The sequence below is a fragment of the Paenibacillus sp. TSA_86.1 genome (genome assembly GCF_052691815.1).
In genome coordinates, this window is sequence record NZ_JBQZGE010000001.1 from 1326611 (window position 1) to 1342024 (window position 15414).

Consider the following 15414-nt stretch of genomic DNA (forward strand, 5'->3'; position numbering starts at 1 on the left):
CAGAAAAAGAACATATGTACGGATTATATTTGTATGGTATAATATTCTTCTGGGGGTGACCGGATTTTGGCCAGAAGAAAAAAGAGGAAAAAAAAGGCTGCCGGCTTTAGTGGCGTCTTAAAATATGAAATTTACGGCATTGTGCTTATAACGCTGGCAGTCATAGCGCTGTCAGGTGAGGCCACCGTGGGACGTTCACTTTCCAAGATGTTTGGACTCATGCTTGGCAAGTTTTATTTTGCGATTCCACTGGTGGGTATTTATTACGGTCTGATGGTAATGATCCACCGGAAGTGGCCGAGCGGCTGGACCACTCGCAAGACCGGATTGGTGCTGCTTGTCTTTGCTTTAACCCTGATGAGTACAATATCCGCCATGCATCAGAAGCTGATTCCGGTTGGTGCACTTGAACCGGGAGCGGTTCTGACTCAGGTACATAATGATATGCAAACTGAATTATTGACGCCTGCTACGCCAGGGGAACGCGATTCTATGCTGGGTAAGGATATTAGTGGCGGGTATATCGGTGCAGGACAGTTTGCTTTATTCCTGTGGTTGTTTGGGAGTCTGGGCGCAAGGCTTATCATGATTGTCATGTTTGTAATAAGCTTTATGCTTATTACGGGCCTTTCCTATGTTGATTTGATACGCATATTCAGAACAAAGATGTGGGACGCTGGCAGCTCAATGTACAAAAAGTTTGAGTCCAGACCAGCGAAACGTTCAACTTCTGCAGAAGGTGCTAAGAGAGCCAGTACTCGTAAATTAGCGCCTGTACCAGTTGACGATGAAGAAGAAGACGATGAGCACGAACTGCACGATTCCCATGAAGGACAGCTCCCTAAACGTAAGGCTCCAATATTCTTCCAATTGTTTGGAAAATGGGGAGCGGATCGTCAGTCGTCGAAACAGTCTGATGAATCACAAGAGATGCATGCCCAAGAATCGGAACAGGTCGTTTATCGCGCTGGACAGGAATTTCCATCCGATACAAGGTATGGCGAACCTGAATCTGTAACCAAAGGAACTGGAGCAGCCGCAATCCTTGCAGCGGCACCAGTAGCACAACCTAAGGTTGATTCGGCACCAATCATCCGTGACTTTTTTGAGCATGTCAGAGCAGAAGAGCCGGACAAAGATGATGATCTGGATGACGCGTATCCATTCCCGGATGATCTGGGCGGTAAGGATAGTACTACAGATCAGACGGACAGAGCTGACATTAAAATTACAGATGAACTAGTTGAAACAGAGTGGTCTGATGCACATGGTGCATCAGATATGCTTGGAGCTAATGTTGAACATGAGATAGCCAATGGTGAGCCCATGCCGGGCGAAGCAGTGAACTCCGAAACGGAGCAACCCGCTGAAGGAGGAGGAGATGTTGTGCAGCCAGCTGCTCCGCCACCTCCACCGCCGAAGCCGTACAAGCTGCCCTCATTCCGTCTTCTTTCCAAGCCTAATAATAGCGGGAAAGGCGCAGACCAGAAGGATTATATGCAGACTGCACGTAAACTGGAAGCGACACTGGAAAGCTTCGGTGTGCGTGCGAAAGTTCTGGAGGTTGTCCGTGGTCCAGCGGTGACAAGGTATGAGATTCAGCCGGATATCGGGGTCAAGGTTAGCCGCATTGTCAGTCTGACGGACGATATCGCTCTTGCCCTGGCTGCCAAGGATATTCGGATGGAAGCACCGATTCCGGGTAAATCAGCAATTGGTATTGAAGTGCCCAACGGTGAGGTATCCGTTGTCACGATGCGTGAAGTCATGGAGACAGCCACGTTTCAGGATGCAGAATCCAAAGTAACCATCGCGTTTGGCCGTGATATATCAGGCCAGACCATCATTGGCAACCTTGCTCGAATGCCCCATTTGCTGGTTGCCGGAGCTACTGGATCAGGGAAGTCGGTATGTATTAACGGTATCATCACGAGTATTCTGTACAAAGCGAAGCCGGATGAGGTCAAGTTTCTAATGGTTGACCCTAAAATGGTCGAATTGAACGTATATAATGGAATTCCACATCTGATGGCCCCGGTTGTGACTGATCCGAAGAGGGCGTCCCTTGCACTCAAAAAGATTGTGGTCGAAATGGAGAAAAGATATGAGCTGTTCTCCAAATCGGGTACACGTAATGTTGAAGGGTATAATAACTTGATGAAGGATAATCCGGCGGCGGTACTGCCTTATATCGTAGTTATCGTGGACGAGCTGGCTGATCTGATGATGGTAGCAGCTGGCGACGTAGAGGATGCGATAGCTCGTCTTGCGCAGATGGCACGTGCAGCGGGTATTCATCTCATTATTGCCACACAGCGTCCTTCCGTCGATGTTATTACGGGAGTAATCAAAGCCAATATTCCTTCACGGATCGCGTTTGGTGTATCCTCTCAAGTCGATTCACGTACCATTCTGGATATGGGTGGGGCGGAGAAGCTGTTAGGACGCGGGGATATGTTATTCATGCCAATGGGTGCTTCCAAGCCGATTCGGGTTCAGGGTGCATTTATGAGTGATGAAGAGGTTGAAAATATTGTGAATTACGTTCGAGGTCAAGGTGAGGCACAATACGATGAAACCCTTGTTCCAGAAATCGACGATTCCAATCAGGCGGCAGAAGAAGTACAAGATGAGCTATATGAGCAGGCTGTACAGATCATTCTGGAGGCCAAACAGGCGTCGGTATCACTCTTGCAGCGGAGAATGCGGGTAGGGTACACGCGCGCAGCGCGTTTGATTGATTCGATGGAAGCTAGAGGTGTGATTGGACCGTACGAAGGCAGTAAGCCACGTGAAGTCCTTGTTTCGCTGGAACAGTATCAACAGAGCAAAATAAGTTCATAGTCAAGCTTCGGAAAGCCTTCAACTATTATGGTTGGAGGTTTTTTTGCTGCATAACACCGTTTGAGGCTTTGCCATTTGCTCCAGAGTTCGGATCGTTTGGTGCATAGGAAACAAGTTCACTTGTCATAATATCAGTAGCGGTTCTGTTAAATCCCACAAGAGAAAGGTAGAGCATAGTCGATGCGAAAAATGAATCTATGGCTTTTCACTGCTATTTTGCTGATATCTGCGCTGGGAATCCGTTATCTGCTTCCTGAGCATACAGCACCACAAAGTAATGCCCAGAACAACATTCCGGCTGAGGAGAAAGCAATGCCGACCTTCAGCAACAATACCGTGAAATATGGCAGTTACGGTCAGGATGTATACGAGCTTCAGGGACGCTTGAAGTATCTCGGTTTCTACAATGGCAAAATCGATAGTAATTTTGGCAGCAGCACGCTCAAATCGGTGAAATGGTTTCAATCCGAATTTGGTATGAAGGCCGACGGTGTGGTTGGGGCAAAAACGAAGCTGAAACTGTATAATGCCAGCACCAAGTGGTCACCTACAGCACCACCATTGCACAAAGGAGGCGCTGGAGAATCTACAGGTAATGATGGTGGAAGTACCGCAGCCAATGAGAAAGAGGATATGGGTTCAGCCAATGCGCTGGGGCTCTCCGAGAACGAACTCAAAATTATGGCGAATGCCGTATATGGCGAAGCGCGAGGAGAACCGTTTGAAGGTCAGGTAGCCGTAGCTGCTGTTATTCTGAATCGGGTAAACTCAACAAGTTTTCCATCTACCCCTTCCGGGGTCATCTTTCAGCCGGGAGCCTTTACAGCTGTAGCCGATGGACAGATCTATCTGGAACCGAATGCACAGGCGAAAAAAGCGGTGGAACAGGCGTTAAACGGATGGGACCCTTCCGGTGGATGCCTGTATTATTTTAACCCGAAGACAGCCACATCCAAGTGGATATGGACTCGTCCGCAGGTAAAAACGATCGGGCAGCATATATTCTGCATGTAATCAGGCAGGGAAGCAACCAGAAGGCATGACTTCGGTTGCTTCTTGGCTTTTGGATGGTTTAAAATGGTTGTTACGTTTAAGGTTGATCATGACTGGTTATCTAAATGAGGCCGTAAAGGGGTTTTGACATTTGAATACCGCAGAATTTGAACGGGGCAGCCGGAAACAGCTACGTATCCATGTGCTTCCAACCAAACGTTTCAAAACGTTCGCGATCTCCCTGTATGCCGGCGTTCCTTTACGCGAGAACACGGTTACACAGGTCGGGCTAACGCCGTTTGTTTTAAGGCGAGGGACCGAATCCTATCCGGAAACAACGCAGTTTCGAGAGCAGTTGGAGCATCTGTACGGAGCAGGATTCGGTTTTGACGTCTATAAACGCGGTGATTATCAGATTGTGCAGTTCCGCATGGACACGATTAATGATTCCTTTGTTGGAGGTGGAGAGCAGCAACTACTGGATCGTTCGTTTGCATTTCTTGGCGAAGTGTTAACGAAGCCTGCACGAGAAAATGGACACTTCAAAACATCGTACGTGCATGCAGAGCGTGAGACGGTCCGTAAAAAGCTGGAGTCCATCGTGAACGACAAAATGCGTTATGCGGCTGAGCGTTGTATCGAAGAAATGTGCAAGCATGAGCCGTACAGGCTCCACCCGCTAGGTGAACGCAAAGCATTGGCAGATATAGAACCTCCAGAACTGACATCTGCTTATGAGAATTGGCTAAATGACGCGTGCATGGATCTGTATGTGGTGGGGGATACATCACTTGAAGAGGTAGAGGGACTGGTGCAGCGTCATTTTAATCTGGAACGTACGATTTCCTCCGATTATCACGCTCAGACAGCGGTTCGCGGGAATGACGAAGCAAATACAGTCATCGAGCGGCTGAACATTGGTCAGGGCAAGCTGAATATGGGTCTTCGTACTTCCATCACATATGCAGACGATAAATACGCGGCAGCGCTGATGTATAACGGCATTCTTGGCGGTTATCCGCATTCGAAGCTGTTTGTCAACGTTCGTGAAAAAGAAAGCCTCGCCTATTATGCTTCTTCCAGATATGACGGGCACAAGGGTATTGCCACCATTCAATCCGGGATTGAAATCCCCAACTATGAAAAAGCGGTTAGCATTATCAAGCAGCAGCTTGATGAGATGAAGCATGGCAATATCACAGATCTGGAGATGTCTCAGACTAAAGCGATGATACGTAATCTGCTGAAGGAAATGCAGGATTCTGCCTTTGAGATGATTGCCTATGATTTTAACCGTCAGTTGTCTGGTAAGGAGAGAACACCTGAAGAGTTGCTTGCGCAAATGGAGCAGATCAGCAAGCAGGATGTCCGTGAAGCCGCAGAGCAGTTCCGTCTGGATACGATTTATTTCTTGCGGGACGAGAAGGGGGAATAGTCGTGGAGAGCATTCGGTATGAACATCTGCAGGAAACGTTATATTACGAAGTCATGGACAATGGACTGCACGTTTATGTTTTGCCCAAACCAGGTTTCCAGAAAACCTATGCTACGTTTGCGACCAAATATGGGTCAGTTGATAATCACTTTCAAGTGAAAGGACAGCCCGAAGTGAAGGTGCCTGACGGTATTGCTCATTTTCTGGAGCATAAAATGTTTGAGGAGCCTACAGGTGATATTTTTGCAACTTTTGCTTCTCATGGCGCTTCTGCGAACGCATTTACCAGTTTCGATCAGACCGTATATTTGTTCTCCGCGACCGAAAATATGAATGAAAATATACAAACATTAGTTGATTTTGTGCAAAATCCATACTTCACAGACCAGAATGTCAACAAGGAAAAAGGCATTATTGAACAAGAAATTAATATGTATGCCGATAATCCGGATTGGCGGGTCTATTTTGGATTGATAGAAGCGATGTATCAAAAACATCCGGTGCATATTGACATTGCAGGCACGGTTGACTCCATTAATACGATCACAAAAGAAACGCTGTATACATGTTATAACGCTTTTTATCATCCAAGCAACATGCTTTTGTTTGTTGTGGGCGGCGTTGACCCTGAGCAAGTGATCAGCATGGTTCGATCCAATCAGGCGCAAAAGAATTACGAGCCGCAGGGCCAAATTCAGCGCTTTTTCGAGCCTGAGCCCGAGCAGGTTAGAGAGGCGAGACGCGAAGTCAAATTATCGGTTTCTCTGCCCAAATGTTTGTTTGGATTTAAGGAGACGGATGTTGGGCTAACAGGAGAATCGCTTTTGTGCCGGGATACCATTACCCAGTTGATGATGGATCTATTATTTGGTTCCAGCACACGTCTGTTTCAGACACTTTATGATGAAGATCTGATCTCGGACAGCTTTGGACATGAGTATATCAGTTCACCGGAATATGCCTTTTCCGCAGTTGGAGGGGATACCAAAGACCCCGATCAATTGTTGAAACGAATACGTGAAGAAGTGGATATTATTGTGCAAAAAGGGTTTGATGCTTCCAATTTTGAACGTGCACGCAAAAAGAAAATCGGCGGTTATTTGCGCATGCTTAATTCACCAGAAAACATTGCAAATGAGTTCACGCGTCAGCAATTCCGCGGAGGTGACTTTTTCAATATGCTTTCGTTGTATGAAGCGATTACACTGCAAGATGTGAATCAACGATTGAAAGAGCATATTCGCTGGGAACAGCTGGTGGTTTCGTTGGTTGTGAGTCCGTGATTTGGAGAGGGAACAGAGCCGTTTAAAGGTTTTGAAGAAGCAAGAGTAAAGGTTATGGGGGGAACGACAATTGAAAGCAATAGGGGAAATGACCGTTCTGGTCACTGGAGCAAGCGGGGGCATAGGAGCCGCAATTGCAGAGCGTTTTGCCAGTGTAGGTATGAATGTTGTGCTGCACTATATGAAATCACATGAAGCGGCCAATGAAGCGGCAAGACGTTGTATGGAGCAGGGGAGCGGACGCATTATGACGGTTTCGGCCGATCTCCGCAGTAGGGAACAGATTCAGCGTATGCGGGAGAAGCTGGCGTCCCATGAGCTGCTGCCGGATATTCTTGTAAACAATGCGGGAATATCTCATTATGGATTGCTTGCCGATGTGACAGAGGAAATCTGGGATGAAGTGATGGCGATTAATCTGAAAGGTACTTTTCTGTGTACACAGGAGATGATGCCACACATGATCTCTCAGCGATACGGTCGTATTATTAATGTGTCATCTATCTGGGGGTTGTCTGGCGCCTCTTGTGAGGTGCTCTATTCCACAACGAAGGGAGGGGTGAATGCATTCACGAAGGCACTTGCGAAAGAGCTTGCTCCCTCCGGCGTTACGGTGAATGCCGTTGCCCCTGGTGCGGTTCAGACAACGATGTTAGACCACTTGGATCAGAGTGAACTGAAGATGCTGGAAGAGGAAATTCCCGCAGGACGTCTGGCGCAGCCGGACGAGATTTCGTCATTGGTTTATTTTCTCGCGCTACCCGAGTCGGGTTACATCAATGGACAGATTATTAGCCCCAATGGAGGCTGGCTGACATAGTGCCGCGTTGCCACTTTCAAGCCGTTGTGATTTATAAGTGCAGTAGGTGAACACCGTTGTTCATTCTTGGACCATCAGGTTTTATTTATTTCGAAAGCTCGTATATAAAATGTCCCGGAAGCACATATTACAACTGTTGATTTTAAATCTCATGCGTCAGCCAAGGAGGATTTATCATGTCAACAGACAAAACAGTGGTTTCTAACTTCGACACATGGAAGAAGTTCCTGGGTGATCGCGTACTGCAAGCTGAGAGGATGGGGATGAGTGAAGAAACCATCAATAAACTGGCGTACGAAATCGGTGACTTTCTTGATGAGAAGGTTGATCCGGCGAATCATTCCAACCGTGCATTGAAGGAACTATGGGATGTCGGCGATGCGGATGAGCGTCGTACGATTGCGTGCCTGATGGTCAAATTGGCCAAACAAAACGCATAAAGGCAAGAGATGAAGAGCTCCCGCAAGGGGGCTTTTCTCTAATGATTACAAACGGATTACAGAGCTGTTCTTGTAATTCATTTTCATTTTATATATCATTAACGTGACCCATTTTTAGAAGATGACCTGGAATTACGTCCAGTGGACGCGTTCTGATGTTGTCGAATAATGTGGAATAATGCATTACGGGGTGTGTATATGGAAACTAAACAATGGTATATGGAATATAAAATACATAAGAACAGACCTGGTCTTCTCGGGGATATCGCCTCGATGCTGGGTATGCTTGAAGTCAATATATTAACAATCAACGGTGTGGAAGGTAAAACACGGGGGATGCTGCTCGAATCAGACGATGACGAGAAAATTCGTCTGCTTGGAGAGATGCTTGGTAAAGTAAACAGCATTACCGTATCCGCACTGCGTCAACCTAAATTGGTGGATATTCTGGCCGTACGTCACGGCAGATATATCGACAGGGATTCAGATGATCGTAAAACATTTCGTTTTACTCGCGACGAACTTGGGTTACTCGTGGACTTTTTGGGTGAAGTATTTAAAAGAGAAGGCAATCAGGTGATCGGCTTGCGTGGAATGCCCCGGGTTGGCAAAACGGAGTCAATCATCGCGGGCAGTGTATGTGCCATGAAACGCTGGACTTTTGTATCCTCTACACTTCTTCGTCAAACGATTCGGAGCCAGATGTCTGAGGACGAGTTAAATCCGAATAATGTATTTATCATTGATGGCATTGTCAGTACGATTCGCTCCAGTGAAAGGCATTACAACTTACTCCAGGATATTATGTCAATGCCTAGCACCAAAGTCATTGAACACCCGGATATTTTTGTACAGGAATCCGAATTTGATTATAATCATTTTGATATTATTATTGAATTGCGTAATAATCCTAACGAAGAAATTATTTATGATACGTTTACGGCAAGCTATACCGACGAACTGTAAAGCTCCGTACGGAATCATGGAATAGATCAGCAACAACTGAAGAGATAAACATAAGGAGATGATGGCATGTCTGAACTGGGTCAGCAGTTAAGAGAGGCCCGGCTGCAAAAAGGGATGAGTCTTGACGATGTACAGGAAATGACCAAAATTCGCAAAAGGTATCTGGAGGCCATAGAAGCAGGGGACTATAAAGTACTGCCTGGTAGTTTCTATGTGCGTGCATTTATAAAAACCTATGCGGAAACAGTGGGACTGAATCCCGATGAGCTGCTGGAAGGCCATAAAAAAGACGTACCTGCAGAGGCTGCGGAAGCGACGATGGAGCCTGTAATTCAGAAACGCTCCAACCGGCCCGCAGAGCGGAGCAATCGATGGATGTCCATTGCACTGATGTGGACATTCCCTATTCTGATTTTTGTCCTTTTGTATGTGTATATGGCATACAACAAGGGTGACGATTCCAATCCGCAAGGGTTGGATGATACAAAAATTACAGATAGTCAGAAACCGGCTGACGACAAACCTGATCCATCGTCCGATAACGGCCAAGCGGTGACTCCGCCTACAAACGATTCGGGCTCGGAGAACAACGGTAAAGGTGAAGCCGGCGGAAACGGTGGCGGTAACGAAGCGAACGGACAGACTGATGGACAAAATAGTGGTCAGACTGACGGCCAAAATAATGGTCAAACTGATGGACAGACGGATGGTCAAACAGGTGAGAATCAAGAGGGGAATACACCAAGCACACCTGGCTCAGTCACTGTTTCAGAAGATGGAAAATCGGGCAATATTACAAACTTCAAAGTTAGCGGAAGCGCTGGTCAGCCTGTAACCGTGACGATCAAGGCGACTGGGAATAGCTGGCTTGAAGTATATAAAGGCGAGAATTCCAGTGGTGAGAAACTGAAGTATGGCAATACAGCCGACGGTGACTCTTTTACATTTACTTTGGATAGTACAGGCATGTACATTAAGTCTGGTTACGCGGCAGCAACGACAATCGATGTTGGGGGTCAAGTTGTAACGGACGGCAAGGCGACCAACCGGATTCGTCTAAAATTGGATACCGACAGTGCAGCTTCATCGGGAACTGAAGGCACAACGGGGACAACTACCAGTGATTCCACTGAAGGTGGAAGCTCTAGCAACGAATAACCTGGCTAACTGCAGGAGACAATAATTTTGTCTTCAATTGCAGTTAACTTATGGTGAAGTGAGGTGGACGGGCATGACAGTCAGCTGGATCGTAACTGGTTTAGGGATTATTGTCAGCCTACTGGGGTATTACCTGACGCCAAATGCCTGGGGTTACGGAATATTGGGCTTTGGACTTGCGCACATCGTTTTGGGTGTGCTCGACATGTTCAGACAGCCTGACCGTAGCCGGTATTAGAGGCAGCTAATCAGCAAGCATTTTTGGTGACCGAATGGTGCGCCAAAAATGCTTTTTTCTATGATTAATCATAGCTAAAATTAGACTTTTGCTTGAAGTTTACTCTATAATGTTACAGAATATATGATTAGCTGAAAGGGTGACTCGCTTTGAGTTCAGAAAATTCATTTGATATTGTGTCCAAAATGGACTTGCAGGAACTGACAAATGCCGTTACACAAACGGAGAAGGAAATTGGCGCTCGTTATGATTTCAAAGGCAGCAAAAGCAGCTTGAAACTTGATAAGGATGCTTTAACGATTGTGTCTGATGATGAAACTAAATTAAAGGCGGTTATCGAAGTCCTCCAATCCAAGATGGCGAAGCGCGGTCTGCCGCTGAAAAACATTGACTACGCGAAGGTGGAGCCTGCTTCTTCGGGTACGGTTCGTCAGCGCTTGAATTTTAAACAGGGCATTGATCAGGATGTTGCCAAAAAAATAAATATTCTCATCCGTGATTCAAAAATGAAGGTGAAGAGTCAGATTCAGGGAGACCAGCTTCGGGTGACAGGGAAAAGCAAAAATGATCTGCAAGCCGTTATGCAGATGCTTAATGGAGCTAACTTGCCGCTGGATCTGCAATATACCAACTTCAAATAAGAATCGTTGTGTAACAATGTCTTTTTGACACTGTATTGGTGCGTATATTATACTGAATGTGCATTGCAGGCAGTCATGCATCAAGTCCAGTCTTCATCGTTTGCTGACTTTGTGAAAATCAATACACTTCTGGAAGTCACCGGAGCGTTTAAAAGCGGTTTTGCGTTTGAGCGGTAGACTTTATTTTTTGCGTTTCTACATAGGGTTTCATGTGAATACAAGTCGACGTTTCGAACGTTCATTCCTTGCTTCAGATGATGAATACGGGATTAAGATGAATGTTTGAAGTAATGGAGGATATAAAGGGAGGGCGTCTTGTGAATTTACCCAACCGGATTACGCTTGCACGAATTTGCTTAATCCCTTTTTTGATGGTGTTTCTGCTTGTGGATTTTCCGTTTTATCCAGAGCCGTTGCATCTTGGGAGCTTTACGCTTCCGTATAATCAGTTAATTGCTGCTTTTATTTTTATTGTTGCTGCAAGCACGGATGGAATAGACGGCTATCTTGCAAGAAAAAACAATATGGTCACCAATTTGGGCAAACTGCTGGATCCTCTGGCAGACAAACTGCTGGTTACCGCTGTTCTGATTTCACTGGTTCAAATGGGCAAGCTGGATTCATGGATTGCAGTCGTTATTATTAGCCGTGAATTCGCCGTGACCGGTCTCCGTCAGATTGCCTTGCTGGATGGTTCGGTTGTCGCTGCAAGTGCGTGGGGCAAACTGAAGACAGTAGTGCAGATCATAGCGATTGTTTTGATGCTGCTGAACAATTTCCCGTTCTCATATACGGGCATTCATGTCGATGAAATTGCGGTATGGATTGCAGCCCTTATCACGATCTGGTCTGGAATTGACTACTTTATCAAAAACAAAAACTTGCTTCATTTATCAGAAGCGTAATGTTTTATGCTGAAACGGGTAATGATGAAAGACTCATCGGGTCAAAGGGCAATAGGAACTTATCCTATTGCCCTTTGACTACTCAACATGTGCACAGGAGGAAGCTGAAATGAAGGCAGAGATTATCGCAGTTGGGACAGAGTTGCTACTGGGGCAGATCGTAAATACGAATGCCAGATACCTTTCCAGGGAACTTGCAGCAATGGGGATCGACGTATATTTTCAGACCGTAGTTGGGGATAATCTGAATCGGCTTAGTGAAGCCATACGTATCGCGCAGGGACGTGCAGACATTATTTTATTTTCGGGGGGCATCGGCCCGACCCAGGATGATCTGACCAAAGATGCGCTTGCTGCTGTATTGAACCGAGAGCTTCATATCGACCGTATGGCCATGGATAAAATTGAAGGGTTTTTCCGAGATCGGAATGTGGAAATGACCGAAAACAATCGGCGCCAAGCGATTGTTCTTGAGGGTGGAACCCCTCTGGCCAATGAAACCGGACTTGCTGCAGGCAACGCGATTGCGGATAACGAAAAATATTATGTTGTTATGCCTGGCCCGCCTAAGGAACTGATTCCAATGTTTGAGCAGGAAGTAAAGCCTTGGTTGCTCCAGCATGCGCTTACTGAAGAAATGCCGATTTATTCGCGGATGCTGAAGTTCGCAGGCATTGGAGAATCTGCGCTGGAAGATCGGTTGCTGGACCTCATTGACGGCCAGACAGATCCAACCATTGCTCCCTACGCGAGCGAGGGAGAAGTAACCGTGCGTGTGTCAACCAAGGCTCGAAGCGAAGGGGACGCAAAGCTGAAACTGGATGCGATGGAGGTACAGATCCGCGAACGTCTGTCTGAACATCTCTACGCTAACGAGGATGTGCCTATAGAGTACACGATAGTTACAATGATGTCTGATATGGGATTGACTCTGAGTGCCGCTGAAAGCTGTACAGGAGGTCTTGTGATGCAGAGCCTCACTTCGGTGCCTGGAAGTGCATCGATGTTAAAGGGCGGCATTGTATGTTACTCCAATGAGATCAAAGAAAAACTGCTTAATGTGCCTCATAGCTATCTGGAGGGCGAAGATGCACCAGGTGCAGTTAGTCCAGAGGTGGCAAAAGTGCTTGCAGAGCAGATCCGTATGATTGGGGATGCTGATTTTGGATTGGCAATAACCGGAGTAGCCGGACCAGGTTATTCAGAGCGTAAACCACCAGGCCTTGTTTTTATTGCTTTGGCTGAGCGTGGTAAGGAAACTGAAATTCATGAACTTCGGATTAATGGTAACCGGGAGACGGTTCGCATTCGCTCGGCCAAAGCGATTCTGTATCGATTATGGCAAAAATTAGTTGCCATTGATTGATTAGCGGGCTACAGATTGCATTTGCTTCATTGACCCATTATAATAGTTGAAGACGGAAGAACCGTAAAATTTGGCTTAACAGCCTGGTTTACGGTTCTTTTTCTATTTTTTTGTCGATTTCCATGAGGAAGAGGCGCCTCGGCCTTAACAAAAAAAACGAATGTATGTTCGAAAAAAAGCTTGGCAAACGAGTAAAAACAAGGTATCATTATATTATAAACAGTAAAGGGTGTGAGTTTATTGTCAGACCGTCGTGCTGCGCTTGATATGGCGCTCCGTCAAATAGAGAAGCAATTTGGTAAAGGTTCCATCATGAAATTGGGTGAGTCAACTCACATGAATGTGGAAATAATTCCCAGCGGATCTTTGGCTTTGGATATTGCATTAGGAACAGGCGGCTTGCCAAAAGGCCGTATTGTTGAAATATATGGACCTGAATCTTCAGGTAAAACAACTGTAGCATTGCATGCAATTGCTGAAGTGCAACGTGTGGGTGGACAAGCTGCATTTATCGATGCAGAGCATGCACTCGACCCAAGCTATGCAAGCAAATTAGGTGTTAACATTGATGAATTGCTTTTGTCTCAACCGGATACAGGTGAGCAAGGTTTGGAAATTGCAGAAGCTCTTGTACGCAGTGGGGCTGTAGACATCGTTGTTATTGACTCTGTAGCTGCATTGGTACCAAAAGCAGAGATTGAAGGGGAAATGGGGGATTCCCACGTAGGTTTGCAGGCACGTCTGATGTCTCAAGCGTTGCGTAAATTGTCTGGTGCAATCAGCAAATCCAAAACAATTGCCATCTTTATCAATCAGCTTCGTGAGAAGGTCGGCGTAATGTTTGGTAACCCGGAAACAACACCAGGTGGTCGTGCGTTGAAGTTCTATTCTACAGTTCGTCTCGATGTACGTCGGATCGAGAGTATTAAGTCTGGCAATGACATTACGGGTAACCGTACCCGTATTAAAGTAGTGAAAAACAAAGTAGCTCCGCCGTTCAAACAAGCGGAAGTTGATATCATGTACGGTGAAGGTATTTCCAGAGAAGGAAGTATCATTGACATTGGTACGGATCTGGATATCGTGAACAAAAGTGGTGCTTGGTATTCATATGAAGGTGAGCGTTTAGGTCAAGGTCGTGAGAACGCGAAACAGTTTATGAAAGAACATAAAGAGATTGCGAACACGATTGAGCAGAGAATTCGTGAGGCCAGCAATTTGACAACTGCTGTTCCTGCACCAACGAGTGAAGAGCAAGATAAAGAAGCGGCTGAGGAACAGGAATTATTTGAAATTAATGAGTAATTCTTCTTTACGGGACAGTTTCCTGTCTTCTAACATGTCCTGAAACTTGTATTGAACGAGTGCTAATGCTTACCTAGCTAAATAGGATTGGTTTCTCGCGATGCTAACAGCCTCTGTCCATTCCGGACAGGGGCTGTTAGCATCTATGCCATGTACGAGGTGAGCTAGATCAGGATCGTAAGGGTAAATAGCAGGGAAGCCTATTTTGAATCAACATACAAGCAAGTGATGGGGAGTGTGAAGATCGAAGTGAAGCATCACCAAAATCAGCATGAATATGATACAAATGACGAAGAACTGCATGAAGAAGCAGAATTAGCCGGTATCTCCCAATTTCCAGACGATGAAGAACTTATCATTACCCTGGTGGAGCGAACAAAGAGCCGTGAAGCGCGCTATCGCATTTCATTTGGTAACTATTCCATTACGGTTCTGGAAGATGTGATGATCAAGTACAGAATGACACGTGGCAATACCTTTATGAAGAAAGATCTGGAGGAAATTGTCGTTGCGGATGAGCGTCAGCGAACGTATGTACAGTCACTTCGTTTTTTGGAATTTAAGCAGCGGTCACGTCATGAATTAAGGCAAAAGCTAAAGCAAAAGGAGTTCGCGACACCGCTCATCGAAGAAGTTCTGGATCGGCTTGAGCAAGAGAAACTTGTCGATGATGACCTGTTTGCTAAGGAATGGACTAGACAGCGTATGGAGGGGCAGCGGAAGGGAAAACTGTGGATACGGCAAGAGCTGCGTCAAAAAGGCATTGCAAATGAACTCATTGCTGAGGTAATGGATGATGTGAGTGCAGATGCAGAGTTGGACACGGCCTTAATAGCTGGACGTAAAAAGTGGAAACAGGTTCGAGGAGACGTGCAGGAAAAGAAACGTAAAACGTTCCCTTTCTTGATGCGACGCGGTTTTAGCATGGATTTGGTGCGTCGTGTTGTAAATCGTTTAATTGAAGAAGATGGTGCGGAAGATGCTGAAGATGACGAAGCGTTGTTATGGGACTAGATAAGA

At 46.0% G+C, this 15414-nt stretch carries 14 protein-coding genes; all 14 read left to right on the forward strand.

The features are described 5' to 3' along the window. Positions 1-66: 66 nt before the first annotated feature. Entirely contained in the window at positions 67-2844 is a 2778-nt protein-coding gene (locus tag ACUTVW_RS06080) for a DNA translocase FtsK (RefSeq protein ID WP_445644914.1), read from the forward strand. A gap of 180 nt (positions 2845-3024) precedes the next feature. After that, positions 3025-3858, forward strand: a complete 834-nt coding sequence (gene sleB / locus ACUTVW_RS06085) for a spore cortex-lytic enzyme (RefSeq protein ID WP_445644915.1) — start codon at positions 3025-3027, stop codon at positions 3856-3858. Positions 3859-3988: 130 nt separating this feature from the next. Continuing rightward, positions 3989-5272 (forward strand): EF-P 5-aminopentanol modification-associated protein YfmF, encoded by a 1284-nt coding sequence (yfmF, locus tag ACUTVW_RS06090; RefSeq protein WP_445644916.1) that lies wholly within the window; start codon positions 3989-3991, stop codon positions 5270-5272. Positions 5273-5274: 2 nt separating this feature from the next. Further along, a complete protein-coding gene (yfmH, locus tag ACUTVW_RS06095) occupies positions 5275-6555 on the forward strand; it encodes an EF-P 5-aminopentanol modification-associated protein YfmH (RefSeq protein ID WP_445644917.1) in 1281 nt (426 codons plus the stop codon). An 88-nt stretch (positions 6556-6643) separates the two neighbouring features. Further along, complete coding sequence (ymfI, locus tag ACUTVW_RS06100; protein ID WP_434753022.1) at positions 6644-7375, forward strand: elongation factor P 5-aminopentanone reductase; 732 nt, start codon at positions 6644-6646, stop codon at positions 7373-7375. Between the two features lie 176 nt (positions 7376-7551). After that, entirely contained in the window at positions 7552-7815 is a 264-nt protein-coding gene (locus tag ACUTVW_RS06105) for a DUF3243 domain-containing protein (RefSeq protein WP_090923814.1), read from the forward strand. Between the two features lie 198 nt (positions 7816-8013). Next, positions 8014-8781, forward strand: coding sequence for a DUF3388 domain-containing protein (locus tag ACUTVW_RS06110; protein ID WP_445644918.1), 768 nt, complete (start codon positions 8014-8016; stop codon positions 8779-8781). Between the two features lie 66 nt (positions 8782-8847). Continuing rightward, on the forward strand, positions 8848-9939 hold the full coding sequence (locus tag ACUTVW_RS06115; protein ID WP_445644919.1) for a RodZ domain-containing protein: 1092 nt from the start codon (positions 8848-8850) through the stop codon (positions 9937-9939). Positions 9940-10012: 73 nt separating this feature from the next. Further along, positions 10013-10177, forward strand: coding sequence for a hypothetical protein (locus ACUTVW_RS06120; RefSeq protein WP_434751633.1), 165 nt, complete (start codon positions 10013-10015; stop codon positions 10175-10177). A gap of 149 nt (positions 10178-10326) precedes the next feature. Continuing rightward, complete coding sequence (locus ACUTVW_RS06125; protein WP_445644920.1) at positions 10327-10818, forward strand: YajQ family cyclic di-GMP-binding protein; 492 nt, start codon at positions 10327-10329, stop codon at positions 10816-10818. A gap of 317 nt (positions 10819-11135) precedes the next feature. Continuing rightward, positions 11136-11723, forward strand: a complete 588-nt coding sequence (gene pgsA, locus ACUTVW_RS06130; protein WP_445644921.1) for a CDP-diacylglycerol--glycerol-3-phosphate 3-phosphatidyltransferase — start codon at positions 11136-11138, stop codon at positions 11721-11723. 109 nt (positions 11724-11832) lie between these two features. Further along, positions 11833-13089, forward strand: coding sequence for a competence/damage-inducible protein A (locus ACUTVW_RS06135; RefSeq protein WP_434751630.1), 1257 nt, complete (start codon positions 11833-11835; stop codon positions 13087-13089). A 240-nt stretch (positions 13090-13329) separates the two neighbouring features. Continuing rightward, on the forward strand, positions 13330-14394 hold the full coding sequence (gene recA, locus ACUTVW_RS06140; protein ID WP_445644922.1) for a recombinase RecA: 1065 nt from the start codon (positions 13330-13332) through the stop codon (positions 14392-14394). A gap of 249 nt (positions 14395-14643) precedes the next feature. Next, positions 14644-15408, forward strand: coding sequence for a regulatory protein RecX (locus ACUTVW_RS06145; RefSeq protein ID WP_445644923.1), 765 nt, complete (start codon positions 14644-14646; stop codon positions 15406-15408). The last annotated feature ends 6 nt before the right edge of the window (positions 15409-15414 follow it).